This is a genomic window from Mycobacterium sp. PDNC021, assembly GCF_048282635.1.
GTDB classification, from domain to species: Bacteria; Actinomycetota; Actinomycetes; order Mycobacteriales; family Mycobacteriaceae; genus Mycobacterium; species Mycobacterium llatzerense.
Genome location: NZ_CP182502.1, coordinates 4,483,435 through 4,509,704, shown reverse-complemented (window position 1 = coordinate 4,509,704; position 26,270 = coordinate 4,483,435). Strand labels below are relative to the sequence as shown.

The following is a 26,270-nucleotide window of genomic DNA, read 5'->3' as shown; positions in this document are numbered from 1 at the left end:
TGCTGGTTCACAGGTTTGTTGCGTCAGGACAGAGCGGGACGGGTAGTTCTCGTTTTTTCGTCGGTTGCGGACATAGTCCGAAAGCTGTCGCCCGCGCAGAATCTGCGTAGCAACATTTCAAACGGTTGTTGAACGCGTATTGACCGCAGCTGGGCAGAGCTGCCGGCGTTGCCGACCCGTTTGGCCATGGACGTCGTGGAACTTGCTGACATCAGTCATGATTCGACCTCAAGGCAGGGGAGTGAATGGTCACGGTCATCGCCGGGCGCGCTGAGGTGGCGACAGACGCTGACCATCTGCACGCGCCAGTGTGCAACCACCGCGGATCCGGCCTGCACCGCCAGTTGGATCGTCAACTGGATTGCCTTCGGCACCGCCTCGAACGGCAGCGCGCTGCCGGTGGCGCGACCGATGACCTGTTGGCCGGGGTTCAGCGGCTCCGGCGGGAGCTCAATGGTCGTGAGGCGGCTCGTGGGGTCGGGCGCCTGAACGCCATTCGCCACGCCGTCGATGCACTACGCGGATCGTCGTCGCGAGAGACCATCAAGACCGCGATGACGTTGTTGTGCCGGGACTTCGGATTCACCCGGGTGATGGTCTCCACAGTTCGCGAGCGCGACTGGCTGCCGCGGCATCTGCACGGTCGTGCCGCCACATCTGGCTCCTTCCAAGGGTTCTCGGTGGGCGCGCCCGTCCAGTTCGAGGATTCCGAGCCGGAGGCCGCCCTGATCGGCGGGAGACACGGGGTCGTGGTGTCCCGCGCGACCGCGTCCGCTCGCCAGGACTACCTCGCGGCGCCGATCACCGTGGGCGGCACGGTGATCGGAATGCTTCATGCCGACTTCCCTGAAGGCCCCGACACCACGGTCATGGATCAATTCGATCTGCTCGAAGCATTCGCCGAGTGCCTGGCAGTGGTGTACGAGCGGGCCGCACTCGCGGAAAAGGTGTCGCAGCAGCGCATCGAGGTCGACAAGCTGTGCGCCACAATGGATCAACTCATCACGCGGCCGGTGCCCGGGGGCGCCTCGGTGCCGGCCGCAGGTGACCCTCACGCGGCGGCTCAGCCGGTCGGTGATCAGCCCGCGTCGCCCGAGCTGACCCCGCGCGAGCGGGAGGTCATGTCCTACGTCGCAACAGGCGCCACCAATCGGGACATCGCGCGGTGTCTGCTGATTTCCGAAGGCACCGTGAAGTCGCACCTCAAACGCATCGCCGAGAAGTTCAACACCACCAACCGGGCGGCCGCCCTCGCGATGTACCTGGCGATGGACGCCGGTGTGGGGAGCGGACGTCCACGATGACGCGCCGAGCGATGGTGACCAGGCTCAACCAGATTGACGGACACCTGCGCAGCGTGCTCAACCTGCCGCGGTCGACCAAGGCGACCACCCTCGAGCAAGCCATCGCCAACTCGGCGGCCACGACTGAGGAGGTGCTCTTCGGTGATGACGGCGAAGGTATCGCCCTCATGCCGGCCGTGGCTCAGCGGCTCCTGATGGCGTCCCTGCAAGCGCAGGTCGAGGCGCGGCTGATCAGCGGTGACGACTCCGGCGCGACGGCGCGGTCGGTGATCGACAGCATCCGGCGGTTGAAAGCCGCCCCGTCCGTGCAGGCGCTCGAACGCCAGGTGTGCACAGAGTTGTGTCACACCATCGGGTTCAGCAGCGCGGTGTTGTCGTCGATAGCGCCCGACAAATTCATCCCCGTCACATCGCACGGCACACGCGGCACGGGAAAACCGGTGCCGCGCACGGCCTGTATCGCTGAGCAGGACTGCGTCAGGTTCCGGCGGATCGTGCACCCCGACGGCGACGAGGTGCCGGCCACCGAAGCCTTCTGCGAAGTGCTGGGTGCCCCGGACTATCTGGTCGCGCCGATCGTCGTCGAGGCGAAGGTGGTGGCGCTGGTCCACATGTCGCGCGCCCGCGGCGCCATCGCTGACGGTGATGTCGACACGCTGAGCTTGCTGCTGTCGGTGTACTCCTTCGTCTACGAGCGGTTGTTGAATTCGCAACGGGTGGAACAGCTTCGGGTATCGATCATCGGTGCCGCCGCGCGGCTGGCCGAGGAAGCTGATCGCATTGCCGGAACAGCCGTCAGCCTGGACGCGGACGGCGACGATGGCGCGTTCGAGTCGGACGCCGCGGTCGATGTGTTCACGGCGGCGTTATCCAACCGCGAACGTGACGTGTTCGTCAGGATGGTGCGTGGCGATGCCAACGCGGAGATCGCTGAAGCGCTCGTCGTCTCGGTCGAAACGGTGAAGACGCACGTGAAAAGAATCCTGCGCAAGATCGGCGCCGCCAATCGGCTGGAAGCCATCACTCTTTACATGGACGCACAGTCCGGATTCGGTGAACGGGCGCAATAGTCGCGCCCTTTTTTCTGTATTCACGGGGTCGGCGATGCGTCGAATTATTGCCGCCACGGTGAATTAAGTCGCCTTTGTCTGGTTATTCGGACGCCGATTCGGCAATCGCCTTCGATGGATTATTCATGCTGTCCTGACGGAATTCTGATTCCGCGGCCCGAAGTGTGGGCCAGTTCACAGCTGTCCCCCCGATGGGTGGTGTATCACACCGTTAGATCCCTCCATCTGGAGGTGTTGGTCGATGACCTGCATTGATAACGTCTCCACTCATGTTGGCCGCAGCGATCGCTTATCGACCATATGTAATGGATTACGCGCAATGGCTGGAAAGCGCGGGCGATAAATGGTAGCGATTGCTCGCACTGCGGCTAAGCCGGTCACCTCATTGGGTGGCTTCTTCGCCATGACTTTCGACACCTTTGTGCAAATGTTCCAGCCGCCATTCGCGTGGCACGAATATGTGATGCAGACATGGTTCGTCGCGCGGGTATCGGTGCTGCCCGCCCTGCTGTTGACAATGCCGTTCGCGGTGCTGCTGACATTTACCTTCAACATTCTGCTGACCGAATTCGGCGCGGCCGACTTCTCGGGCACCGGCGCCGCGATCGGCACGGTGAACCAGATCGGCCCGATCGTCACGGTGCTCGTCGTGTCGGGGGCGGGCGCCACGGCGATGTGCGCCGACCTCGGGGCCCGGACCATCCGCGAAGAACTCGACGCGCTGCGCGTCATGGGCATCAACCCCATCCGGTCCCTGGTGGTGCCCCGCGTGCTGGCTGCGACGACGGTGGCATTGGCCCTGTCCGCCACGGTGATTCTCGTGGGTCTGATCGGCGCCTTCCTGTTCTGTGTGGCGGTTCAGCACGTCTCGGCGGGCGCATTCGTCGGCGGACTGGACCTGCTCACCGGCCCCGGGGACATCATCGTCGCGTTGATCAAGGCGACCTTGTTCGGCATGGCTGCCGGCCTGATCGCTTGCTACAAGGGCACTTCCGTCAAAGGCGGTCCGGCGGGTGTGGGCAACGCGGTGAACGAAACCGTGGTGTTCACCTTCATGGTGCTGTTCGCCATCAACGTCATCGTGACCGCGGTCGCGATCCAATACACGGTGTCGTGAGGTGAATCGATGACTGTCGACGTCCCCAGCCGCATGCACCCGCGGCTCGACAAGCTGTACAAGACCGTGGTCAATCGGTGGAACAGGTTGGGCGAAGAGGCCGCGTTCTACGTGAAGACCATCACCGCGATTCCGGACGCGGTGATGAATTACCGCGCCGAGTTGTTGCGGCTCATCGCGGCAACGGGATTGGGCACTGGCGCGCTCGTGGTCGTCGGTGGCACCGTCGCGATCGTCGGCTTCTTGACGATGACCACCGGTGCCCTCGTGGCGATCCAGGGCTACAACCAGTTCTCATCCGTCGGGTTCGAGGCGCTCACCGGCTTCGCGTCGGCGTTCCTCAACGTCCGGATGATCGTGCCGGCGACCACCGCGGTGGCGCTGTCGGCCACGATCGGCGCCGGTGCCACCGCACAGATCGGCGCGATGCGCATCAACGAGGAGATCGACGCGCTCGAGGTCATCGGTATCCGCAGCATCACCTACCTCGCCTCGACGCGGGTGCTGGCCGCGGTGGTCGTGGTGATCCCGTTGTACTGCGTGGCGGTGATGATGGCGTTCTTCGCCGCGCGGATGGGCACCACCACCATCTACGGGCAGGGCGCCGGCGTGTACGACCACTACTTCAACACGTTCCTCAACCCGACCGACCTGATGTGGTCCTTCGCGCAATGCGTGGCCATGACGGTCGTCATCATGCTGGTGCACACCTACTTCGGGTTCAACGCCTCCGGCGGTCCGGCCGGGGTCGGTGAGGCGGTCGGCGGCGCGGTGCGCTTGTCCATGGTGATCGCGGCCATCGAGATCGTCTTCATCTCCCTGGCCATCTACGGGCAGACCGGCAACTTCAACATGGCGGGTTAGCGGGTGGAAACGCGCAAGGGAGATCGACGGATCCCGAACTCATGGTGGGCACTGGCGCTGGTCGTGTTCACGGCAATGTTCATGGTGGTGACCGTGGTCATCTTCACCGGCGCGGCGAAGTCCTACGTGCCGGTGACGGTGATGGCCGACCGCGCGGGATTGGTGCTGGAGAACAACGCGAAGGTGAAGATGCGCGGCGTGCTGGTGGGCCGCGTCAGCCAGATCGACGTGAACAAGTCGGGGGCGACCCTGCAACTCAAGCTCGATCCGGATCAGGTGAAGTACATTCCCGCCAACGTCGGTGCGCAAGTGAGCGTGACGACGGCGTTCGGCGCCAAGTTCGTGGATCTGGTGTATCCGCAGACACCCAGTAGCGCTCGCATTGCCGACGGCACTGTGCTGCACGCGGTCCACACGACCACAGAGGTCGACACGGTCTTCGAGAACATCGTGAATCTGTTGGACATGGTCGATCCGGCGAAGCTGAACTCGGTGCTCAGCGCCGTCGCCGACGGCGTCCGCGGCCAGGGCGAGCGAATGGGCCAGGCCACAACGGATCTCAACGAGGTGCTGACCGCACTCAATGCCCGCTCGGACAAGATCAAGGACGACTGGCGGTCGTTCAAACAGTTCAACGACACCTATGGCCAGGCCGCGGACAACATCGTGAAGATCTTGAATGCCGCCAGCACCACCAGCGTCACGGTCACGAACAAGTCCAAGTCGCTCGACAGCCTGCTGATGAACGTCATCGGATTCTCCGAGGCCGGCACCGACCTGCTGGGGCCGAGCAAGGACAACTTCGTCGACGCGATCAACACCTTGGAACCCACGACGAACCTCTTGCTGAAATACAGCCCGGGATACACCTGCTGGCTGGAAGGCACCAAGAAGTTCCTCGACTCGGGCGCCTGGGGAGTGTTCGGTGGCGACGACGGTCGGTCTCTGATCCTCGACGCGACGCTGCTGCCGGGCAAGAATCCGTACGTCTTCCCCGACAACCTGCCGATCAACGGGGCGAAGGGCGGACCGGGTGGAAAGCCGGGCTGCGGTTCGCTGCCCGACATCGCCAAGAACTTCCCGGTGCGACAACTGATCACCAACACCGGGTGGGGCACCGGACTCGATATCAGGCCCAACCCGGGCATCGGGAGCCCGTGCTACGCCCAGTGGTTCCAGACCACCCGCGCCGTGCCGCAAGCGCCCAGCGTTCGGCAGTGCCTGCCCGGTCCGGCTCCCGGTCCGATCCCGTACCCCGGGGCGCCGCCATATGGCGCGGCGCTGTACGGACCCGGCGGGGTTCCGCTGTGGCCGGGCGTGCCGCCTGCGGCGCCCAATCCCGCTGACGCACAACTGCAATCGGCGCCTGGGTCCGCTGGAGAGGTCCCGCCACCGGTGGACGCGCCTGCGTTGCCGGCCGAGGTGGGCGGGAACTGACGATGACGATCAACCAACGACCGAGACAGGAGGAGTGCCGTGGAGAGTCTTAAAGGCACGATGGTGCGTCTGGCCATCTTCCTGACGGTGTGTGCGCTCGGCACGGTGGCTCTCTGGGCCGTTTTCGCCGACCTGCGATTCGAGAAGGGCCGCAACTACTTCGCCACGTTCGCCAACGTCTCGAACATGAAGAAGGACAGCCACGTTCGCATCGCGGGTGTGGAAGTCGGCCAGGTCCAGAACGTGAAGATCAACCGCGACTCGACGGTGACGGTGGAATTCAGCGCGGACAGTTCCGTTGTGCTGACCGAGGGCACCCGTGCGGTGATTCGGTACGACAACGTGGTCGGCGATCGGTTCCTGGCACTCGAGGAAGGCGCCGGCGGTACCAAGAAGCTCAATGCCGGCGACACGATTCCCGTCAGCCGCACCCAGCCCGCCCTCGACCTCGATGCCGTCATCGGCGGGTTCCGTCCGCTGTTCCAGGCCCTCAGCCCGGACAAGATCAACGATCTGAGCGGACAGCTGATCCAGGCGCTGCAGGGGCAGGGACCGTCGATCGGATCGTTCCTGGCGCAGGCCGCGGTGGTCACCAACACTTTGGCCGACCGCGATCAGTTGATCGGAGAGGTCGTCGTCAATTTGAACTCGGTTCTCACCGCTTTCGGTGGCAAGAGCGACAAGCTCGACAAGGCCGTGGTCTCGTTGTCGGAGCTGGTTGACCGTCTGGCACAACGCAAGACGGACATCTCGAACGCCGTCGCCTACACCGACGCGGCCGCCAACTCTATTGCCGGCTTGCTGACCGAGGCCAGGCCTCCGCTGGCCAAGACCGTCCACGAAGTGGACCGGGTCGCGGGCCTCGTGGTGGCCGACCACGAGTACTTCGACAACTTCCTCAACACCCTGCCCGACAAGTACCGCGCGCTGTCCCGTCAGGGCATCTACGGCGACTTCTTCAGCTTCTACCTGTGCGACGCGGTGCTCAAGCTCAACGGCAAAGGCGGACAACCGATGTACGTCAAGGTCGCCAGCCAGACCACGGGACGGTGCACGCCCAGATGAAACCTTTTGCCGAGCGAAGTCATTTCGCCCTGGGCGCCATAGGGATCAGCGCCGTGGTGCTTGTCGCCACGGTTGCGCTCCTGTTCCAGAAGATTCCGTTTGTCAGTGGAATGACCACGTACTCGGGTTATTTCGAAGACGCCAGTGGCCTGCATACCGGTGCGCCCGTGGATATTTCGGGATTCCCGGCGGGTCGGGTCGCCAGCATCGACCTCGACGGTCCCCGGGTGCTGGTGAAGTTCAGCATCGACGACGACGTGCACCTCGGGGAACGCACCGAGGCCGCGATCAAGACCAAGGGCGTCTTGGGCAGCAAGATGCTCGAAGTCGTGCCCAAGGGCAGTGGGGATCTCACCGGCACCATCCCGCTGGAACGGACGACGTCGGCCTATCAGCTCCCCGATGCCCTGGGCGACGTGACCACCGCCATCAGCGGACTGGACACGCATCAGTTGTCGGACTCCTTGGCCACCGTCTCGGAGGCTTTCGCGAACACCGCACCGGACTTGAAGGAAGCGGTGAACGGCATTGCGCGGTTCTCCAAGACCCTCAACGACCGCGACGCCCAACTGCGCACCCTGCTCGAAAACGCTTCGAAAGCGACGACGGTGCTGGCCAAGCGCAGCGACCAGGTGGTGGGCTTGGTGCGGAACACCAATGCGCTACTGGTGCAACTGCGTTCGCAGAGCGCCGCGGTCAGCCAGCTGTGGAACAGCCTGTCGTCGGTCTCGCAGCAACTCAAGGGATTGATCGCCGAGAACCGGGCCCAATTGCGGCCGGCGCTGGACAAACTCAACGGAGTGCTGGCGATTGTCGACAACCGCAAGGAACGTCTGACACAGGCGATGAAGGGACTCAGCCAATACGCCATGGCGTTGGGTGACGCGGTCGGTTCGGGCCCGTTCTTCAAGGCGTACATCGTCAACCTGCTGCCCGGTCAGTTCGTGCAGCCGTTCGTCGATGCCGCATTCTCGGACCTCGGGGTGGACCCGAACACGAAACTGCCGTCGCAGCTTCAGGATCCGCAGACCGGTCAGCCGGGCACCCCGCCGTTGCCGGTGCCGTTCCCGCGGACCGGTCAAGGCGGCGAGCCGAACCTGACCATCCCCGACGCCATCACCGGTAAGCCCGGCGACGCCAATTGTGGCCCCCAGTTGCCCGGTCCCGGCTGCTACCCGTACCGCGAACCGCTGCCGGCACCGCCTCCGGGCGCACCGCCACCTGGACCGCCGGCGCTGGCGCCCGGTCAGACAGCCATGCCGGAACCGCCGAAGGCACCACCAGTGAATGTGTCGGACCCCGTTGAGATCCCGAGGGCAGGAGGACAGCAATGAGCAAGCTGCCCACGCGTGCGCTCATCGTGGCAGCCGTGGTGGCCCTGGTTCTCGGCGGCGGCTACTTCGCGCTGCAGGCGTTCGACCGCATGTCACACACCGAAGTCGTCGGCTACTTCGACAACAGCAATCAGCTGTTCGCGGGCGACGACGTGATGATCCAAGGCGTGCCCGTCGGCAAGGTCGAGAAGATCGAGCCGCAGCCGCAGCGGGTGAAGATCACCTTCTGGTTCGCCGACAAGTACAAGGTGCCGGCCGAAGCGAAGGCCGTCATCCTGTCGCCACAGTTGGTGACCGGCAGGGCGATTCAGCTGATCCCGCCCTACCGCGGCGGGCCGACCATGGGCCGCGACGCCGTCATCCCGCAGAACCGGACGGCCGTTCCGGTGGAATGGGACCAGGTTCGGTCACAGCTGCAACGTCTCGCCGATCTGCTCAAGCCGGACCAGCCGGGTGGGGTGAGCACCCTCGGCGGATTCATCAACACCGCTGCCGACAACCTGCGCGGGCAGGGCGCCAGCATCAGGGAGTCGGTGATCAAGCTGTCGCAGGCGGTCTCGATCCTCGGCGACCACAGCAACGACTTGTTCACGACGTTCAAGAATCTGTCGACCCTGGTGTCGGCGCTGCAGGACAGCACCGGACTGCTGGAGCGGCTGAACGGCAACCTGGCCGAGGTGTCCGGACTGCTCGCCGACGATCCGACCAAGATCGGTCGGGCGTTGAGCGACATGGGTTCGGTCGCCGACGACCTGCGGACCTTCGTCGCGGACAACAAGGAAGCCGCGGGGACGGCGTCGGACAAGCTGGCCTCGATCAGCACCGCGGTGGTGGGCAGCCTCGATGACATCAAGCAGGTGCTCCACGTGGCGCCTACCGCGCTGGCCGACCTCAACAACATCTACGAGCCCGCGGTCGGCTCGTTGACCGGCATCCTGGCGGTCAACAACTTCGCCAACCCGGTCAGCTTCATCTGCGGTGCGATCCAGGCCGCGTCCCGCCTCGGCGCAGACCAGTCCGCGAAGCTGTGCGCGCAGTACCTGGCGCCGATCGTCAAGAACCGCCAATACAACTTCCCGCCGCTGGGCGAGAACCTGTTTGTCGGCACCCAGGCCAGGCCCAACGAAGTCACCTACAGCGAGGACTGGATGCGGCCCGACTATGTGCCACCATCGCGGCCGACAGCAGCCCCGGTAGCGCAACAGGCGGCGCCAGCGCCCGAGCCGCCGGCAGCCCAGACAGTGACCACCGACGCCAACGCCGGGTTGGCAGGGATGATGACGCCACCAGCCGGCGGTGGGTCATGAGCCGCCGTCTGCGTTCGGCGGCCGGATGCGCCCTCGCCGCCGTGACGTTGCTTGCTTCGGCCGGTTGCTCGGGGTGGCGTGGCGCGAACAGCCTGCCGCTGCCGGGCACCGAAGGCGGGGGACCCGGGGCGTTCGAAGTCCAGGCCCAGATGACGGATGTCACCAACCTGCAAGAGAATTCGCGGGTCCGGGTCGCTGACGTCACCGTCGGCACGGTCACCAAGATCGAGCGACAGGATTGGCACGCGCTGGTCACCATGAAGCTCAACGGTGATGTGGACGTACCGGCGAACGCGATCGTCAAGCTCGGATTGACCAGTCTGCTGGGCACGCTGCACCTCGAACTGCTGCCGCCCAAAGATGCTCGGCCACAAGGCAAACTGCACCAGGGGTCGGTGATTCCGCTCGCGAACAGCGGGAGTTTCCCTTCGGTCGAGCAGACGCTGTCGGCGGTGTCGATGGTGCTCAACGGCGGTGGCATCGGCAACGTGCAGGACATCACCGAAGCGCTGAGCACGGCATTTCATGGGCGGGCGGAAGACCTGCGAAGCCTCATCAAGCAGCTCGACCAGTTCACCGGCAATCTCAAGGACCAGACCCCCGACATCATTGCCGCGTCGGAGAGCCTGAACCAGGTGGTGGGCAAGCTCGCCGCCAACCAGCCGGTCCTCGATCGCGCGATCGACACCATCCCGCAAGCACTGGCGGTGGTCAACGGTGAGCGCGAGAACCTGGTCACCGCGGCTGACAAACTCAGCAAGTTCGCCGCGCTGGCGACGGACACCGTGACCAAGTCAAGGGAAAATCTGGTCAAGGAGCTGCGGGAGTTGGGGCCGACGCTGGAACAGCTCGCCAACGCCGGGCCCGCCATGACCCGGGCGCTGAGCTTCATTCCCACGGTGCCCTTCCCGAGCGACACCATCGAGAAGTGGCAGCGCGGTGACTTCGCGAACCTCACCGCGGTCGTCGACCTCACCCTGAGCCGGCTCGATCAGGCGTTCTTCACCGGCACCCGGTGGGAGTGCGACCTGACGGAGATGGAACTGCAGTGGGGCCGAACCATCGGTCAATTCCCGAGTCCGTGTACCGCGGGTGGCCCGTTCAACCCGGGCAACCCACTGACCATTCCCTACCGCTGGGATCAGGGGCCGTAATGCATCTAGACAGACGAGTGAGAATTCAGCTCGCGATCTTCGCCGTCATCGCACTGATCGCGGTGACGATGATGAGCCTCATCTACATGCAGTTGCCCGCCAAGCTATTCGGCATCGGTCGCTACGTGGTGAGGATGGAGCTGCCCGAGACCGGCGGTCTGTACGCGACCGGCAACGTCACCTACCGCGGCACCGTGGTGGGCCGGGTGCAGTCCGTGGGGCTGACGCCCACCGGCGTGCAAGCGGAGCTGTCGCTCAATTCGGGCACCGACATTCCGTCGGATGTGCAGGCCGACGTGCACAGCCAGATGGCGATCGGTGAGCAGTTCGTGCAACTGACACCACGCGGTGCGAACTCGCGACCGCTCAAGGACGGCGACGTGATCCCGCTGGCGCACACTTCGGTGCCGGTGGATATCAACACCGTGATCGACTCTTTGACCAAGGGCCTCAAAGCGGTGCCCAAGGACAACCTGAAGACGGTCATCGATGAATCGGCCACGGCCGTAGGCGGTTTGGGACCGGAGCTCTCGCACATCGTCAAGGGCGGTAGCCAGCTGGCCATCGACGCGCGCGCCAACCTCGACCCGATGCTCAAGCTGATCGATCAGGTCAAGCCCGTGCTCGATTCGCAGTCCAACTCCTCGGGCGCGATCCAGGCGTGGGCAGCCAATGTCGCCACGGTGACCGCTGAACTGCAACAGCAGGACAAGGCGCTGGGCACGGTGCTCGACAAGGGCGGCCCGGCGTTCGGTGAAATGGGGCAGTTGTTCAACCGGTTGCGACCGACATTGCCGGTGGTGCTGGCGAATCTGGTCTCCATCAACAAGGTGGCGATCACCTACCAACCCAACCTCGAACAGCTCCTGGTCCTCCTGCCCCGCACGACGGAAGCAGCCCAGGGTGTGACTATCGCGAACCGCGATACCAAGCAGGCCTACAAGGGCGCGTACCTGAGCTTCAACTTGAACGTCAACCTGCCGCCGGTATGTAGCACCGGCTACCTGCCGGCCCAACAGATGCGCAATCCCGCGTTGGAGGACTACCCGGAGCTGCCGGCCGGCAACCTCTACTGCCGGACCCCGCAGGACGGCATGTTCAACGTCCGTGGCGCGAAGAACCTGCCGTGCGAGACGGTGCCCGGCAAGCGCGCCCCCACCGTCAAGCAGTGCGAGAGCGACGAACAGTATGTGCCGCTGAACGACGGCTACAACTGGAAGGGCGATCCGAACGCCACGTGGACCGGGCAGGACGTACCGCAGCTGCCGCCCGGTTCGCCGCCGCCGGCTGGTGCGCCGCCACCGCCGCCGGTCGCGGTGGCCGAGTACGACCCGGCGTCCGGGACCTACGTCGGTCCTGACGGAAAGACCTACACCCAAGCCGATTTGGCGAACACGGCTCCGAAGGAGAAGACATGGCAAAGCATGATGACGCCGCAGCCGGGGAGCTGACCGAGGGCGGCGGGGTCGCCGTACTCGATCCCGATATCGAAGTCATTGATGAGATCGATGACGCCGGTGTCGACGAGCTTGTCGACGATCTTGTCGGCGCGCCTACGAAGCCGAAGCCGGTGCGCAGGCTCGCGGCGGTGATCGGGCTGATCCTGGTGATCGCACTGAGCGCCCTCGTCGGGTGGTTGGCAGTGCGGACGCACCGCGCGACTCAGGTCGACGAGCGCCAGAGCCAGATCGTCCAGGCCGCGAGGCAGGGCGCGCTGAACCTGACGACCATCGACTGGCAGCGCGCCGACGCCGACGTGCAGCGCATCCTCGACAGCGCGACGGGCGAGTTCTACGACGACTTCGCCAAACGGTCAGCACCTTTCATCAAGGTGGTCAAGGAGGCGAAGTCAACTTCCAGCGGCTCGATCGTCGAGGCCGGGCTGGAATCGGAGTCCGGTGACGCGGCGCAGGTGCTCGTCGCAGTGGCGGTCAAGACCGCGAATGTCGGTACGCCGGCACAGGATCCACGGGAGTGGCGGATGCGGATATCGGTGCAGAAAGTCGGTGATGCGATGAAGGTGTCGAACGTGGAGTTTGTGCCGTGAAAATGATCAAGTCCCGCGGCGACAATGCCGCAGCTGAAAAGTCCGACGAGGCAATGGCTTCGGTGGATGAGCTCGACAACGCGGTCGAGGCCGACGACTCGGTACCCGGGTCGCTCACAGAGACCACCGACGCGGCGCCTGCCGCTGGGCGGCGCCGCGTCGCGTGGGGGAGCGTGGCTGTCTACGGACTGCTGCCCGCGCTCGTCCTGGCGCTCGGCGCCACGGCCGGCTACCTGCAGTGGAAAGACGTGTCCATGAGCCAGACTGACACGGCCACAAAGGAATCCACCAAGGCCGCCACCGACGGCACCATCGCCTTGCTGTCCTACAAGCCCGAGACCGTCGAGAAGGATCTGGAAGCCGCCAAGAAGTACATGACCGGCAACTTCCTCAACTCCTACACCTCGCTGACCAAGGACGTGGTGATCCCCGGGTCCAAACAGAAGAAGATCTCGGCCGTTGCTACGGTGCCCGCGGCGGCCTGGACCAAGGCAGCGCCGTCGCATGCCGTGGTGATGCTGTTCGTGGACCAGACGATGATCATCGGCGACAGCGCCCCGACCAGCACCGCGTCGAGTGTTCGCGTGACCCTCGACAAGGTCGAGGGGCGTTGGCTCATCTCGCAATTCGATCCGATCTGAGCCCCATGACAGCGAGGCGATGGACCTGTGGATTGCTCACCGCGGCGGCACTCGGGGCGCCGGCGGTGTTCGCGCCGGCGGCGGCAAACGCCGATGCGACGGCGTACCTGATCGGCGTGCAGGTGCGGCCGGGCTACAACTTTCCCGATGCCGATGCGGCCCTGGGCTATGGCTACGGCATCTGCGACAAGGTGGCGGCCGGGCAGCCGTTCGGCCAGGTGATGGGCGATGTACGAGGCGATTTCAATACCGACGACGACTACCAGGCGTCCTATCTGATTTCGCAGGCCGTCAACGAACTGTGCCCCGCGCAGATCTGGCAGCTGCGCAAGTCAGCGGCGCACTACCAGTCACCGCCAGGTGTCCATCCTTGATGCAAAGGAATTCAACATGAGGTGTCGGCCAGTGGTGCTGTCTGCGTTGGCTGTCGTGCCCGTCAGCGCCGTGCTCTGCATGCCGTTCGCGCACGCTGACAACGGGAACACTCTGATTCCGAATAACAAGCGGCTCAACGATTCCGTCGTGTCGAACGTCTACACCGTGCAGCACCAGGCCGGGTGCACCAACGACGTCGCGGTGAACCCGCAGCTGCAGCAAGCCGCGGAGCGGCAGGCCAAAGACATGATGGCCAACCGGGACCTGGACGGGGACATCGGTTCCGACGGATCCACGCCCCAGACGCGGGCCGCGGACGCGGGTTACCGCGGTGGTCCGGTGGCGCAGACGGTGGCCACCAACCCGGCGCTCGCGATCAGCGGCGTCGAGCTGATCAACCAGTGGTACTACGACCCCGCCATCAAGGCGATCATGGCCAACTGCGCGAACAATCAGATGGGGGTGTGGTCGGAGAACAGCCTGGACCGCACCGTCGTCGTCGCCGTCTACGGGCAGTTGCCCGAACCGCCGCACCGCGACGAGAGGCAGGGTGGTGGCGTCAACGGCTTCGACCCGAGCCCCGACTACGACGGCAGCGACGAAGTCGAGCACTTCTTCACCTGGTTCCCCTGGATCCTCCGCGGGGTCAACCCGCCTCCGGCGTATCCGGCGAACTGACCGGGCCGTTCGGCGTGTCGGTTCTCTTGTGACACATTCGATCTGGAGCCGTCAGCTTTCCTTGACGTCAAGGAAAGCTGACGGCTCCGGGCGCGAGTTGTGTATGGAGACAGCTCGTCAATCGGGCGCCCGGCCACGGAACCGGCTGTGCAGGGCCTGCTTGGTAACGCCAAGAACGCGGGCGACTTCGGCCCAGCTCCACCCGGCCTTGCGAGCTTGGGAGACGGCCTCGTCGTAGCGTTTCTTCGCAGCGGTAAGACCGTCACGGCTTCGGCCAAGGCGCGCAAACTGTTTCCGCTGTAGAAATCGGCCAACACCGAATCGGGTTCCGGCTCGCGCTCCTCGTACACGTCATCGTCAGGCAAGTCGAGTTCGAGGCCGTTGACGGCTCGATAGGCGCCGTCGTCGCCCAGCAGGTCCACCAGCGCCCGACGGCCCAACTCTCGCATGTACGGATCATCAGATGGCCCACCCATTTTCTGTCCCTCCCCGAAGGCATTTCGGGAAGTATGCGCCGCGGCACCGACAACGTCGGAGGGCCGAGGACCAGTCTCTAGGACATGTTTGATTTGGGGCCGTCAGCTTTCCTTGACGGTCAAGGAAAGCTGACGGCTCCGGGCGCGAGTTGTCTAGAGAGATAGCTCGCTCGTCGCGCTAGATCTCGCTCGTCGCGCGCTAGAACTCAGTTGCGCACGTGCAGCTTTTCGCCATGAGGGCCGAAGATGGCGATCGCCTCCACGGGGCCGTCGACGGTACCGAACCAGTGCGGAGTCCAGGTCGAGAACTCCACGGCCTCACCGGGTTTGATGGTGAAGTCGCGATCGCCCAGCAGCAGCCGCAGGTGCCCTGACAGCACGTACAGCCATTCCTGGCCGTCGTGCACCGGCAGCGTGGCAGGTGGCGTCCGACGTCGGGTGCTCACCCGGATCTTGAACGTGTGCAGACCTCCGGCCGGACCGCCGCGCGTCAGCGGCCAGTACGTGATCCCGTCGCGGCTGTGTGACGCACCACGGACCCGCGGGTCCTCGGCCTCGGGTGCGCGCATCAGCTCGTCGGTGCTGATCGAGAGGGCCGCGGCGAGGCGGGGCAGGTGGTCGAGCGCGAATCGGCGCTTGCCCGATTCCAATCGGCTCAACGTGGAGATGTCGATATCGGCCGCGCGCGCAACGTCTTCCAGCGTCATGCCGCGTTGAATGCGCAGCTCCCGCAGCCGTCGCCGGACCCGCGCCTCGATGTCGTCGTCCTCAGGGTTTGCCTGCATGGCAAATTAGCTTGGCATTTTCGGCACGGCCCGGCAAGGTCGGTGTCATGAACAACGAATGGGAATGCGCCATCGTCGGTGGCGGGGTGGCGGGACTGAGCGCCGCGCTGGTGCTGGGCCGCGCGAGACGACGCACGCTGGTCATCGACGCCGGCGAGCAGAGCAACCGCGCGGCACACGGCATCGGGGGACTGCTGGGCCACGACGGGCGGCCGCCGGCCGACCTGTATGCCGCCGGGCGCCGTGAACTCGCCGAGTATCCGTCGGTGCAGGTCATCGACGGTCAGGTCACCGGCGCGACCGCGCATGACGGCCCCACGTTCCGGCTGGAACTCGCCGACGGCTCCGTACACCACGCGCAGCGGATGCTGCTGGCCGGCGGCATGCACTACGAGGTCACCGACATCCCAGGATTGGACGAACACTGGGGCCGCTCGGTCTTCCACTGCCCGTTCTGCCACGGCTGGGAAGCGCGCGACCAGGCGTTGGCCGTCCTCGCCGACGGCGACCGGGTCGTGCACATGGCGCTGATGCTGCGGGGCTGGACCGACGACATCGTCGTCGTGACCAACGGCCCCTCCGGTCTGGACGCCGACCAATACCGCGCGTTGACCGACGTCGGTGTGCACGTCGATGAACGCAAGATCGTCGAATTCGTCTCGCACGATGGCGCATTGGCGTCCGTGGTGTTCGCCGACGGTGACGAGTTGAAGCGCGAGGGCGTGTTGGTGGCCAGCGCGCTGCGGCAGCGCAACGACCTGGCGACGCAACTCGGCGTGCGGATCGCCCCGCCCAGCCCGGTCGTCGTCGACGCTGTGGTGGTCGACCCGATCAACCGCACCTCGGTTCCCGGCGTTTTCGCCGCGGGCGACGTCTGCGCGCAGATGCCTCAGGTGGCCACGGCCATCGCCACCGGTTCCGCCGCGGCCGCCGCCATCGTGCAGAGTCTGCTGCACGACCAGTTCGGCCTACCCGTCATGCCCTGGCCCGTCTTCGATCAGCAGGAGAATTGATATGTCCGCGACTGAAACACCGCAGGAACACTGGGAAGGCCGGTACGCCGAGAAGCCGCAGATGTGGAGTGGACGGGTCAACGCCCACCTCGCGACGATCGCCGGCGGCTTGACCCCGGGCCGCGCGCTCGACCTGGGCTGCGGCGAAGGCGCCGACGCGATCTGGCTGGCCACCGCGGGCTGGCAGGTGGTGGCGGTCGACATCGCCACCAACGCCCTCGATCGGGCCCGCGCCGCGGCCGTGGACAGGGGAGTGGCCGAGCGCATCGACTTCCAGCACCACGATCTGTCCCACAGTTTCCCGGCGGGCAGCTTCGATCTGGTGTCGGCGCAGTTCCTGCATTCCACGGTTCATCTGGAGCGCCGGCAAATACTGCAGCAGGCGTCAGCTGCCGTCGCGCCGGGCGGCACGCTGCTGATCGTCGACCATGGCGAGGCGCCGCCCTGGGCCTCGAAACACATCCATGACCACCACTTTCAGTCCGCGGACGAGGTCGTCGCCGAGCTCGGTCTGGCGGACGAAGGCTGGCACACGGAACACGTCGGTACGCTGGAACGTGAGGCGATCAGCCCTGCTGGCGAATCCGCCGTTTTGCGGGACAATCTGATTGTCCTGCGTCGCACGCCCTGATCGGAGGTCACCAGGTGGTCAAGCACCGGCTCGACATCCGGCTGGTTGCCGAATCGATGCTGCTGGTGACCGCCTGCCTGTGCCTGCTGCTCGGTGGCCTCCAGGCGGTTCAACTGATCAACGATGCCATGGGCAACTCATTGGCCACCTCCGGTGACTGGTCGCTGGGACCGGCTGCCGCACTACTGGTGTACGGACCGCGGCAAGTGTGGTCCGAGTGGGCCATCACGGTGCCGGTGATCGTGGTCCTCGGCATCGGCCTGGCGGTCGCCCGGACGCGTCACGACGGGCCGCGATGGCTGAAACAGGTGCTCTTGGCGTACGGCGCGATCGTCGTCCTGGACTCGCTGGTCGCGGCGCTCTGACCAGCTGATATGGTATCGGCGCGGACGAGTTGGCCGGGCGGCCGCGGGACCGGGAGGTTTCGAGGAAAGTCCGGACTTCACAGAGCAGGGTGATTGCTAACGGCAATCCGAGGTGACTCGCGGGACAGTGCCACAGAAAACAGACCGCCGACTTGAGTGCCAGGGCGAAGCCCTGGGGTTCAGACGGTAAGGGTGAAACGGTGCGGTAAGAGCGCACCAGCATTCCGGGTGACCGGAGTGGCTAGGTAAACCCCACCCGAAGCAAGGCCAAGAAGGCCGCAACCTGGTTGCGGTTGCGCAGGTGCCCGAGGGCTGCTCGCCCGAGCCTGCGGGTAGGCCGCTCGAGGTACCCGGCGACGGTGTACCCAGATGGATGGTCGCCGCCTCGCCACCAGCGATGGTGGCGGGGAACAGAATCCGGCTTAGAGGCCAGCTCGTCCGCCCCGCTACCTCTTCACCTTGCGCATCGCGCGGGCCAGCGCCTTGAGCGAGGCATCCAATTGCAGCCGGGCGTACTCGGCGACCTCCGCCTCCTGCTGGTGCAGGATGCCGTACGTGAAGGTGTCCTCGCCCGCGGCGTGGGCGGCCTCCGCCTGCTGCACCAGATGCCCGCGGCTGACGTAGCTGTCCTGGTGATCGCCCAGCAGCGTCTGGATGTCCTTGGCGCAATCGACCACCTTCGACTCGCCCATGGCGGCGGCGGTGTAGCGAAGGCGCTTGGCGCCCTTGCGGATCCGGTGCAGCGCCTCCTCACTGTCCTCGGCGCCGGCAGCCTCCGCGGCCTCCGCCAGCCGCACCGACTTGCGGACCCGGCGGTAGGCGCCGGCGACGGTCACCGGCTGCGCGTCCTCGTCGGCGGCGGCCGGCTGGGTGTTGTCGACGACGATCGCATCGAGTGCGTCGAGCAGCCGGAAGTACCGCTCCGAGCGCATGGCCGTCAGCGACCGCCGCAGCCCGGACTGATAGCGCCGCTGCGAACCGTCGACCAGCCGCTCATGGACCTGCCCGCGAACCAGGTCCGGTGCGAGTCCCTTCAACGCTTCTTCGTACCGCTGGGCGAGCACCTCGGCGTCGCGCGCCGTGCCCAGAATCCCGGCCAGCAGCTTCAGCTCCTCGAGCACCCACTCGCGGTCACCCAGATCGCCCGTCTCCTGCAGCAGGCTGCGGATCTTGCGGATGGTGACCCGCATCTGGTGCACCGAATCGAAGGTGTCGGCGCGCACCGCGCGGTCCCAGTCGATCAGTTCGGACACGTGCGCCGCGATGGCGCGGTGCACCTTGTCCGTCGGCTCGGGGGATGGCTCCGGTGCGTCCTCGCCCCGGGCCGCCGCGAGGACCTTGGCCAGCTTCGACCCGTGCCCGGCCGGTTCCGCGCCCGCGTCGAAGAGCCGGTTGGCCAGCCGGTCGAGCAGCTCGGCAGCCGAGTCAGCGCCCTCTGAGCCGGCACCGACCAGTTCCAGCTCCCACTCGCGCCAGTTCTGCAGCGATTCACCCGCCGTGGCGGTCACCCGGTCGTCGCAGAACTCGGCCAGCTCGGTGTCGTCGGGCGCGTGCAGCATGGAGACGGTGCGCTCGGTTTCGATCCGCGCGACGGGCTGCAGCGAGCGGTCGCGAACGATAGCCAACACGATGTCGCGCAGTTCCTCGGGCACGCTCTCGCGCGCTGCGGTGATCGGCAGCCGGACCTCGGTGCGCGCGTCGGCACCGGCGGGCAGCTTCAGGTGCCAGCCCGCGTCGGTGCCACCGGTGCGGCGGCGCAAGGTGATCTTGTGTGCCGCGAGATCGTGGTCCGGGGTGTCGAAGTACACCGCGTCCAGGTGTGCGACGGGCAGCTGCTCGACCCGGCTGACGGCGGACAAGCCGTCGAACGACGGGGATACCGTGCTGTCGACCACCGCGAACTTGCGTTCAATCTCGGTGTGGCGGGACGGTTTACGCTTGCCAGCGGCCATGTTCACCTTCGTTTGCGACCCGGGACGGGCAGTACCAACGCTGCCATTAGCGTGCCACATCGCAGTGCGCGGCCGGCTGCCGATAACGTCTTGACCCGTGACCGAATTCGAGACACTGAAGTTCGCCCAGTCCGGCGCCGTCGTGAATATCGTGCTCGACCGGCCTGATGCGGCCAACGGCATGAACGACGTCCTCACCCGCGACCTGGCTGTGGCCGCTGCGCTGTGCGATACGTCCGCGGTGAAGGTCGTCACCCTGACCGGTGAAGGCCGGTTCTTCTGCGCCGGCGGCGACCTCAAGGCAATGGCTGCCGCCGCTGACCCGGGTGTGTTCGTGAAGGGCATGGCCAACGATCTGCATCGCGCCATGTCCACCTTCGCCCGGATGGACGCCGTGCTGATCACCGCCGTCAACGGCGTCGCCGCCGGCGCGGGCTTCCCGCTGGGCGTCTCCGGTGACCTGGTGCTCGCTGCGGAGTCCGCGTCGTTCACCATGGCGTACACCAAGGCCGGCCTGAGCCCCGACGGCGGATCGTCGTACGTGCTGCCGCGGCTGATCGGCCTGCGACGCACCCAGGAACTGATGATCACCAACCGCGTGCTCACGGCGGCCGAGGCCGCCGACTGGGGCCTGGTCACGCGCGTCGTGCCGGACGCCGAGCTGCCCGCCGCGTTGGACGCCCTGGCGGCCGAGGTCGCCACGCAGGCCGGCGGCTCGAACGCCGCCGTCAAGCAGCTGCTGCTGACCACCTGGGGAGCCGACTACGAGACCCAGCTCGAGCGTGAAGGCCGGCTGATCGCCAAGTGTGCGTCGTCGGCCGACGGCAAAGAGGGCGTCGGCGCCTTCGTCGGCAAGCGCAAGCCGGAATTCGCCTGACCCAATCTGCCCAGCAGACGTGAAAACCCCCAAATTCCACGGAAAATGGGGGTTTTCACGTCTGCTCGCGCAGAAAAATTAGTAGGAGTGCTCCTCGGCGGGGAACACGCTCGAGGCCACCTCGGCGGCGTATTGCCGTGCGGCCCGGCCCAATTCGGCTCCGACATCACCGAAGCGCTTGACGAACTTCGCCGTCTTGCCGCTCGTCATACCGGCCATGTCCTGCCACACCAGCACCTGCGCGTCGCAGTTGGCGCCGGCACCGATGCCGACGGTCGGGATGGTCAGCTTGCCGGTGATCTGGGTGGCCAGCTCGGCCGGCACCATCTCGAGCACCACGGCGATCGCGCCGGCCTCGGCCACCGCGATGGCGTCGTGGATGGTCTGGTCACCGGCATCGCCACGGCCCTGGACGCGGAAACCGCCCAGCCCGTTGACGCTCTGCGGGGTGAAGCCGATGTGGGCCACGACGGGGACGCCGGCCTGCGTCAGTGCGGCGATCTGCTCGACCATTCGCTCACCGCCCTCCAGCTTGACCGCGTGGGCACCGGTTTCCTTCATGAAGCGCGTCGCCGTGGCGAGCGCCTGCTGCGGGCCGGCCTCATAGCTGCCGAACGGCAGGTCGGCGACCACCAGCGCGTGCGGGGCACCCTTGACGACCGCGCGGGCCAGGGGGATCAGCTCGTCGATGGTGATGGGCAGGGTGGTGTCGTAGCCGTAGACCACGTTGGCCGCGGAATCGCCGACCAGCAGTACCGGAATCTCGGCGTCATCGAAAATGCGGGCGGAGGAGTAGTCGTAGGCCGTGAGCATCGCCCACTTGTGGCCTTCGGCCTTCCATTTCGCCAGGTGGTGAGTGCGGACCTTGGTGCGCGGGGTCGTACAGACAGACTCCGGGGCAGCGCCGTAAAGCTGATCAGACATCGTCGTCCTCAAATGTGTTGGTCGGTTCGAACCTCGAGGCCCAAATCGGGTCCCCGGGACGTATGACGGGGTCAAGTCTGCCACCACCAGACCCCGAAGGTGAACGACACGTGAAGTGGAATGCCTCACACTGGGGCGATTTTGTCCTCCTCAGGTGCGGAGCAGGGCCGCCGCCTACGATCACGCCCATGCCCGGATACCAACGGCTCAGCGGCCTCGACGCCAGCTTCCTCTATCTGGAAACGGCGGTTCAGCCCCTGCACGTGTGCTCCGTGCTGGAACTGGATGCCGCGACCATCCCGGGTGGCTACACGTTCGACAAGATGCGGCAGATGCTTAGCGAGCGCATCGCCGCCATGCCCGAGTTCCGCGAGAAGCTGGCGGACTCGCCGCTGAACCTCGACCACCCCGTATGGGTCGAGGACCCGGATTTCGACATCGACCGGCACCTGCACCGGATCGGGCTGCCGGCCCCGGGCGGCCGTACCGAGCTCGCCGAGATCTGCGGGCACATCGCGGCGCTGCAGCTCGACCGCAGCCGCCCGCTGTGGGAGATGTGGGTCATCGAGAACATCGCAGGCACCGACGCACACAACGGCGGCCGGCTGGCCGTCATGGTCAAGATGCACCACGCGGGAATCGACGGCGTCACCGGCGCCAACCTGATGTCGCAGCTGTGCACCCTCGAACCTGACGCACCGGCGCCCGAGCCCGTCGCGGGCAGCGGCACCGCCTCCGAACTCGAGATCGCCGTCGGCGGCGCGGTCAAGTACTTCAGCCGCCCGCTCAAGCTGGCCAATGTGCTGCCCTCGACGGCGACCAGCGTCATCGACACCGTCCGCCGCGCCGCCAAGGGCCTGACCATGGCGGCGCCATTCGCCGCGCCGAAAACCGCGTTCAACGTCAACGTCACCGGGCACCGCAACGTGGCGTTCGCCCAGCTGGACCTCGAGGACATCAAGACCGTCAAGAACCACTTCCACGTCAAGGTCAACGACGTGGTGCTGGCGTTGGTGTCCGGCGCGCTGCGGCGCTACCTGCTGGAGCAGGACGCGCTGCCGGAGTCCACCCTGGTGGCCATGTGCCCGGTGTCGGTGCACGGGAAATCCGACCGCCCCGGCCGCAACCAGGTGTCCGGCATGTTCTCCAAACTGGAGACCACCATCGAGGACCCGGCCGAGCGGCTGCGCGCCATCGCCGACTCGAGCACAGTTGCCAAACAACACAGTTCGGCGATCAGTGCGACGCTGCTGCAGGACTGGTCGCAGTTCGCCGCACCGTCGGTGTTCGGCGCGGCGATGCGGGTGCTCGCGGTGACCAAACTGGCCGAGGCCAAGCCGGTGCACAACCTCGTCGTCTCGAACGTGCCCGGTCCGCAGGATCCGCTGTACATGCTGGGCGCCGAGGTCAAGGCGATGTACCCGCTGGGCCCGCTGTTCCACGGCTCCGGGTTGAACATCACCGTGATGTCCCTCAACGGCACGCTCGACGTCGGCCTGATCTCGTGCCCGGAGCTGGTTCCGGACCTGTGGGCCATGGCCGACGAATTCGCCACCGAGTTGGACGAGCTGGTTGCTGCCGCCACCGTATGACGGCGCGCGGCAACGCCCTCAGCAGGTCGGACCTGGGCACATGGCACCATGGTCGACCATGAACCTCAGACGGGGGAGTCTCGCCTGCGCATCGGGACTGGCAATGGTCCTGGTGCTCGCGACGGGCTGCAGCACGGTGATCGACGGACGCGCCATCCGCGCGGTGCCGAAGCCGGGCGCGCCCCTGCAGTGGTCGCCGTGCCAGACCACGTCCCCCGACTCGCAGTCGCGCATTCCCAAGGGGGCCGAGTGCGCGATGCTGTCGGTGCCCGTCGACTACAGCAAGCCCGACGGCGATGTAGCGCAGCTGGCGTTGCTGCGGATCAAGGCGACCGGCGACAAGATCGGTTCCCTGGTGATCAACCCCGGCGGTCCGGGGGAGTCGGGCGTCAGCGCGGCAGTGTCGTTGCTCAACAACATTCCCGACTCGGTGCGGCAGCGCTTCGACCTCGTCGGCTTCGACCCCCGCGGCGTCGGGTCCTCCAAGCCCGCGGTGTGGTGCAACTCCGATGCCGACAATGACCGGCAGCGCGCCGATCCGCAGGTCGACTACTCGCCGGCCGGTGTCGCGCACATCGAATCCGAGACCAAGGCGTTCGTGCAGCGCTGCGTCGACAAGATGGGCAAGGACTTCCTGGAGAACGTCGGAACCGCCAACGTCGCCAAGGATTTGGATGCCATCCGGGCCGCGCTCGGCGACGACAAGCTGACCTACCTGGGTTACTCGTACGGCACCCGCATCGGCGCCCAGTACGCCGAGGACTACCCGGACAAGGTCCGCTCGATGATCCTCGACGGCGCCGTCGACCCCAACGCCGATCCGATCGAAGCCGACATCAACCAGGCCGCCGCGTTCCAGACCGCGTTCAACAACTACGCCGCCGACTGCGCGACCAGCCCGGACTGCCCGTTGGGCACCGACCCGGCCAAGGTCAACGACGTCTACCACAGCCTGGTCGACCCGCTGGTCCAAAAACCCGCTGCCACAAAGGATCCGCGTGGTCTGAGCTACAGCGACGCGTTGGTCGGCACCATCCTGCCGCTCTACTCGCCGGCCATGTGGAAGGACCTCACGGCGGGCCTCACCGAGCTCAAGGAAGGCCACGGCGACATCATGCTGCGGCTCGCCGACGCCTACATGGGCCGCGATTCCGATGGCCACTACGACAACTCGACCGACGCCCGGGTGGCGGTCAACTGCGTCGACGAGCCGCCGATCACCGACCGCACCAAGGTCATCGCGGAGGACAAGCGCACCCGCGAGGTGGCGCCCTTCATGAGCTACGGCCAGTTCACCGGCGACGCCCCACTGGGCACCTGCGCGTTCTGGCCGGTGCCCCCGACGTCGAAGCCGCACGAGATTTCGGTCAAGGACCTGGCCGCGCCGCTGGTGGTGTCGACGATCCACGACCCGGCCACGCCATACAAGGCCGGCGTGGACCTGGCCAAGGAACTCGGTGGCAGTCTGCTGACGTTCGACGGCACCCAGCACACCGTGGTGTTCCAGGGCAACAGCTGCGTCGACGACCATGCCAGCAGCTATCTGGTCAACGGCACCCTGCCCGACGCCGGCGCGAAATGCTGAGTCGCGAAAGGCCGAGTGCTGTCGCAAGATAACTGTTTGGTCACCGTCTGATTGCCGGGTTGTCTCCCTCCCCGGCCAGGCTTCGACTCGGCTGTGCGCCGTGCGACCATGTTTGCCATGTTGCGGGCGGGCAGTCGAGGACGACGGTGTGCGGTAGGGGTCGTCGGATTGCTGGTGGCCATCAGCGCCGCGCCGGGATCGGTCGCGCACGCGGCCCCCGAATCCCTGCAGTCCTACTACGAACAGGCGCCGGCCTGGAGTGGTTGCGAGCCGTTCATCGGTGACACCACGGACCTGCCGACGGCGCGGTGCGCCAACATCAGCGTCCCCATCGATTACGCGGATCCGCAAGGGCCGCAAGCGAAGCTGGCTGTCATCCGGGTCCCGGCCTCAGGTCAACGACTGGGCGTCCTGCTGGTCAATCCCGGCGGTCCGGGAGCGTCGGCCGTCAACACCGTCGCGGGCATGGGCGCCGTCCTGGCCGATACCGAGATCGGCCGCAGCTTCGATCTGGTCGGCTTCGATCCGCGCGGCGTAGGACATTCGACGCCGCAACTGCGGTGCCGCAGCGACGCCGAATTCGACGCCAATCGTCGGGACCCGATGGTCGATTACAGCCCGGCCGGGGTGGCGCACATCGAAGCCGTCAGCCGCCGCACGGCGCAGGACTGCCTGCAGCAGATGGGCAGCAGCTTCCTCGCCAACGTCGGAACCGCCTCTGCGGCAAGGGATATGGACGTGGTCCGAGCCGCGCTCGGGGAGCCGCAGATCAACTATCTGGGCTTCTCGTACGGCACCGAGCTCGGTTCGGCGTACGCCGAACGGTTCCCGGACCGGGTGCGGGCCATGGTGCTCGACGGCGCCGTCGACCCCAACGCGGACCCGGTCACCGAGAACCTGCTCCAATTGGCTGGATTCCAAACGGCTTTCAACGACTATGCGGCGGACTGCGCGCAGGCGCCCGGCTGCCCGCTGGGCACCGACCCGACGCAGTTCGTGGCGCGGTACCAGCAGCTGGTCAATCCGCTCGCCGTGCGCCCGGGCTTGACGTCCGATCCGCGTGGCCTGAGCTACTCCGACGCGATCACCGGCACCATCAACGCGCTCTACACGAAGAAGTACTGGAAGTTCCTGACCAGTGGGCTGCTCGGCCTGCAGCGCGGCGGCGACGCGGGAGACCTGCTGCTGCTGGCCGACGATTATCAGCACCGTGATCAGAACGGTCACTACGCGCCGCTGCAGGACGCGTTCACCGCGATCCGGTGCGTCGACGCGCCGTTCCCGACCGATCCCGCGACGTGGGCGGCAGCCGACCAACGGGCGCGCCAGCTGGCACCGTTCATGAGCTACGGCCAATTCACCGGCTACGCGCCGCGCGACGTGTGCACCATGTGGCCGGTGCCCGCGACATCCCGTCCGCACGCGCCGGCGTCGCCCGGTCCGGGCAAGGTCATCGTCGTATCCACCACGCATGACCCGGCGACGCCGTACCAGGCCGGCGTGAACCTGGCGCGCGAACTCGGCGCCTCGCTGATCAGTTACGAGGGCACCCAGCACACCGTGGTGTTCAACGGCGACCGGTGCGTCGACACGGCCGTGGTGGCGTTCCTGACCCAGTCGGTGCTGCCGGCGGCGGGATTGCGGTGCTGACCACAGCGTCTCACCGGTGATACATGC

The 26,270-nt window shown here is 66.2% G+C and carries 24 protein-coding genes and 1 other RNA gene; 22 read left to right on the top strand and 3 right to left on the bottom strand.

Annotation, left to right across the window (positions count from 1 at the left end):
* Positions 1-245: 245 nt before the first annotated feature.
* From ACNO8X_RS21570 to ACNO8X_RS21505, 14 genes are all read left to right on the top strand, one after another.
* The gene (locus ACNO8X_RS21570; RefSeq protein WP_418002637.1) at positions 246-1,304 is read left to right on the top strand and encodes a LuxR C-terminal-related transcriptional regulator; all 1,059 of its coding nucleotides are present in this window, start codon (positions 246-248) and stop codon (positions 1,302-1,304) included.
* Entirely contained in the window at positions 1,301-2,374 is a 1,074-nt protein-coding gene (locus ACNO8X_RS21565) for a response regulator transcription factor (RefSeq protein ID WP_418002636.1), read from the top strand. Before ACNO8X_RS21570 ends, ACNO8X_RS21565 begins: the two co-directional genes overlap by 4 nt.
* A gap of 343 nt (positions 2,375-2,717) precedes the next feature.
* Entirely contained in the window at positions 2,718-3,491 is a 774-nt protein-coding gene (locus ACNO8X_RS21560) for an MlaE family ABC transporter permease (RefSeq protein WP_043399751.1), read from the top strand.
* Positions 3,492-3,500: 9 nt separating this feature from the next.
* Positions 3,501-4,355 (top strand): ABC transporter permease, encoded by an 855-nt coding sequence (locus ACNO8X_RS21555; protein ID WP_418002635.1) that lies wholly within the window; start codon positions 3,501-3,503, stop codon positions 4,353-4,355.
* A 3-nt stretch (positions 4,356-4,358) separates the two neighbouring features.
* Positions 4,359-5,792 (top strand): MCE family protein, encoded by a 1,434-nt coding sequence (locus tag ACNO8X_RS21550; RefSeq protein WP_418002634.1) that lies wholly within the window; start codon positions 4,359-4,361, stop codon positions 5,790-5,792.
* Between the two features lie 60 nt (positions 5,793-5,852).
* Positions 5,853-6,857: an MCE family protein gene (locus ACNO8X_RS21545; protein ID WP_418005990.1), complete on the top strand. Its 1,005-nt coding sequence runs from the start codon at positions 5,853-5,855 to the stop codon at positions 6,855-6,857.
* On the top strand, positions 6,854-8,191 hold the full coding sequence (locus ACNO8X_RS21540; protein ID WP_418002633.1) for an MCE family protein: 1,338 nt from the start codon (positions 6,854-6,856) through the stop codon (positions 8,189-8,191). The genes ACNO8X_RS21545 and ACNO8X_RS21540 overlap by 4 nt, the downstream gene beginning before the upstream one ends.
* Positions 8,188-9,498 (top strand): MCE family protein, encoded by a 1,311-nt coding sequence (locus ACNO8X_RS21535; RefSeq protein WP_418002632.1) that lies wholly within the window; start codon positions 8,188-8,190, stop codon positions 9,496-9,498. The genes ACNO8X_RS21540 and ACNO8X_RS21535 overlap by 4 nt, the downstream gene beginning before the upstream one ends.
* The gene (locus ACNO8X_RS21530) at positions 9,495-10,652 is read left to right on the top strand and encodes an MCE family protein (protein ID WP_418002631.1); all 1,158 of its coding nucleotides are present in this window, start codon (positions 9,495-9,497) and stop codon (positions 10,650-10,652) included. Before ACNO8X_RS21535 ends, ACNO8X_RS21530 begins: the two co-directional genes overlap by 4 nt.
* Positions 10,652-12,103 (top strand): MCE family protein, encoded by a 1,452-nt coding sequence (locus ACNO8X_RS21525; protein WP_418002630.1) that lies wholly within the window; start codon positions 10,652-10,654, stop codon positions 12,101-12,103. Before ACNO8X_RS21530 ends, ACNO8X_RS21525 begins: the two co-directional genes overlap by 1 nt.
* Entirely contained in the window at positions 12,067-12,699 is a 633-nt protein-coding gene (locus tag ACNO8X_RS21520; protein ID WP_418002629.1) for a mammalian cell entry protein, read from the top strand. The genes ACNO8X_RS21525 and ACNO8X_RS21520 overlap by 37 nt, the downstream gene beginning before the upstream one ends.
* Positions 12,696-13,340 carry a hypothetical protein gene (locus tag ACNO8X_RS21515; RefSeq protein ID WP_418002628.1) on the top strand — a complete coding sequence of 215 codons (645 nt, stop codon included), beginning with the start codon at positions 12,696-12,698 and terminating at the stop codon, positions 13,338-13,340. Before ACNO8X_RS21520 ends, ACNO8X_RS21515 begins: the two co-directional genes overlap by 4 nt.
* A gap of 5 nt (positions 13,341-13,345) precedes the next feature.
* Positions 13,346-13,714, top strand: coding sequence for a DUF732 domain-containing protein (locus tag ACNO8X_RS21510; RefSeq protein ID WP_418002627.1), 369 nt, complete (start codon positions 13,346-13,348; stop codon positions 13,712-13,714).
* Positions 13,715-13,730: 16 nt separating this feature from the next.
* Positions 13,731-14,393, top strand: a complete 663-nt coding sequence (locus ACNO8X_RS21505; RefSeq protein ID WP_418002626.1) for a CAP domain-containing protein — start codon at positions 13,731-13,733, stop codon at positions 14,391-14,393.
* 682 nt (positions 14,394-15,075) lie between these two features.
* Here the strand turns inward: ACNO8X_RS21505 and ACNO8X_RS21500 are convergent.
* The gene (locus ACNO8X_RS21500) at positions 15,076-15,654 is read right to left on the bottom strand and encodes a helix-turn-helix domain-containing protein (protein ID WP_418002625.1); all 579 of its coding nucleotides are present in this window, start codon (positions 15,652-15,654) and stop codon (positions 15,076-15,078) included.
* A 47-nt stretch (positions 15,655-15,701) separates the two neighbouring features.
* Between ACNO8X_RS21500 and ACNO8X_RS21495 the strand changes: the two genes are divergently transcribed.
* The 4 genes from ACNO8X_RS21495 to rnpB all read left to right on the top strand — a co-directional run bounded on the left by ACNO8X_RS21495 (position 15,702) and on the right by rnpB (position 18,104).
* Positions 15,702-16,667, top strand: coding sequence for an NAD(P)/FAD-dependent oxidoreductase (locus tag ACNO8X_RS21495; RefSeq protein WP_418002624.1), 966 nt, complete (start codon positions 15,702-15,704; stop codon positions 16,665-16,667).
* A gap of 1 nt (position 16,668) precedes the next feature.
* Entirely contained in the window at positions 16,669-17,298 is a 630-nt protein-coding gene (locus tag ACNO8X_RS21490) for a class I SAM-dependent methyltransferase (RefSeq protein ID WP_418002623.1), read from the top strand.
* Between the two features lie 14 nt (positions 17,299-17,312).
* On the top strand, positions 17,313-17,663 hold the full coding sequence (locus ACNO8X_RS21485; RefSeq protein ID WP_418002622.1) for a hypothetical protein: 351 nt from the start codon (positions 17,313-17,315) through the stop codon (positions 17,661-17,663).
* A gap of 25 nt (positions 17,664-17,688) precedes the next feature.
* Positions 17,689-18,104, top strand: an RNA gene (gene rnpB, locus ACNO8X_RS21480) — RNase P RNA component class A.
* A 5-nt stretch (positions 18,105-18,109) separates the two neighbouring features.
* Here the strand turns inward: rnpB and ACNO8X_RS21475 are convergent.
* Positions 18,110-19,615: a CHAD domain-containing protein gene (locus ACNO8X_RS21475; RefSeq protein ID WP_418002621.1), complete on the bottom strand. Its 1,506-nt coding sequence runs from the start codon at positions 19,613-19,615 to the stop codon at positions 18,110-18,112.
* Between the two features lie 97 nt (positions 19,616-19,712).
* Here ACNO8X_RS21475 and ACNO8X_RS21470 point away from each other — a divergent pair, with 97 nt between their 5' ends.
* A complete protein-coding gene (locus ACNO8X_RS21470; protein WP_418002620.1) occupies positions 19,713-20,492 on the top strand; it encodes an enoyl-CoA hydratase/isomerase family protein in 780 nt (259 codons plus the stop codon).
* 78 nt (positions 20,493-20,570) lie between these two features.
* Here ACNO8X_RS21470 and panB read toward each other — a convergent pair whose 3' ends face one another.
* Complete coding sequence (gene panB, locus ACNO8X_RS21465) at positions 20,571-21,416, bottom strand: 3-methyl-2-oxobutanoate hydroxymethyltransferase (protein ID WP_260941129.1); 846 nt, start codon at positions 21,414-21,416, stop codon at positions 20,571-20,573.
* A gap of 62 nt (positions 21,417-21,478) precedes the next feature.
* On the opposite strand from panB, the gene ACNO8X_RS21460 reads away from it, so the two are divergent.
* From ACNO8X_RS21460 to ACNO8X_RS21450, 3 genes are all read left to right on the top strand, one after another.
* On the top strand, positions 21,479-23,008 hold the full coding sequence (locus ACNO8X_RS21460) for a WS/DGAT/MGAT family O-acyltransferase (RefSeq protein ID WP_418002619.1): 1,530 nt from the start codon (positions 21,479-21,481) through the stop codon (positions 23,006-23,008).
* A gap of 58 nt (positions 23,009-23,066) precedes the next feature.
* A complete protein-coding gene (locus ACNO8X_RS21455; protein WP_110789111.1) occupies positions 23,067-24,593 on the top strand; it encodes an alpha/beta hydrolase in 1,527 nt (508 codons plus the stop codon).
* Positions 24,594-24,701: 108 nt separating this feature from the next.
* Complete coding sequence (locus ACNO8X_RS21450; protein ID WP_418002618.1) at positions 24,702-26,243, top strand: alpha/beta hydrolase; 1,542 nt, start codon at positions 24,702-24,704, stop codon at positions 26,241-26,243.
* The last annotated feature ends 27 nt before the right edge of the window (positions 26,244-26,270 follow it).